This is a genomic window from Streptomyces sp. MS191, from assembly GCF_008042125.1.
Lineage (GTDB): Bacteria > Actinomycetota > Actinomycetes > Streptomycetales > Streptomycetaceae > Streptomyces.
Window position 1 is genome coordinate 2,909,123 of record NZ_RDBI01000040.1, and the last position, 793, is coordinate 2,909,915.

Sequence of the window (793 nt, forward strand, 5' to 3'; positions counted from 1 at the left end):
GCCTCGCCGCCGAAGGCATCACCGTCTCCGTCGACACCATGCGCGCCTCCGTCGCCCACGCCGCCGTCACCGCCGGCGCCACCCTCGTCAACGACGTCAGCGGCGGCCTCGCCGACCCCGACATGATCCCCGCCGTCGACGACGGCTTCCATGCGGGTGCGGAGTTCGGTGACGACTTCGGTGACGACGTCGTCGTAGACGGCGAGGCTGTTCATGTCCTGGCTGAAGCCGCGCCAGTGCATGACGACGAAGGGGACCTCGGCGGCGGCGACGGCGGGGATCATGTCGGGGTCGGCGAGGCCGCCGCTGACGTCGTTGACGAGGGTGGCGCCGGCGGTGACGGCGGCGTGGGCGACGGAGGCGCGCATGGTGTCGACGGAGACGGTGATGCCTTCGGCGGCGAGGCCGCGGACGACGGGGACGACGCGGCGGAGTTCCTCTTCCTCGTCGACGCGGGTGGCGCCGGGGCGGGTGGATTCGCCGCCGACGTCGACGAGGTCGGCGCCTTCGGCGGCGAGGTGGAGGCCGTGTTTGACGGCGGCGGTGGTGTCGAACCAGCGTCCGCCGTCGGAGAACGAGTCCGGCGTCACGTTGACGACGCCCATGACCGCGCAGCGGTCCCACTCCGGCAGGCCTCGGGGTGTGCCCCGTCCGCTCAACGTACTCATGCGTCCAGCCTAGGGGGTGTTCTGCCGGTCCTGCCGGGCTCCCGGTGTGCTGCGGTGCCGGTGGGGCCCTGTCGCTCAGGCGGCGCGGGCTTCGTGGCCGGTGGTGGAGCCGACGATGTGGGGGC

The 793-nt window shown here is 73.0% G+C and carries 1 pseudogene; it reads right to left on the reverse strand.

Going from position 1 to position 793, the window contains the following annotated elements:
• Positions 1 to 128 precede the first annotated feature (128 nt).
• Positions 129 to 668, reverse strand: a pseudogene (gene folP, locus EAO71_RS38990) (dihydropteroate synthase); the annotation flags it as partial.
• Positions 669 to 793 lie beyond the last annotated feature (125 nt).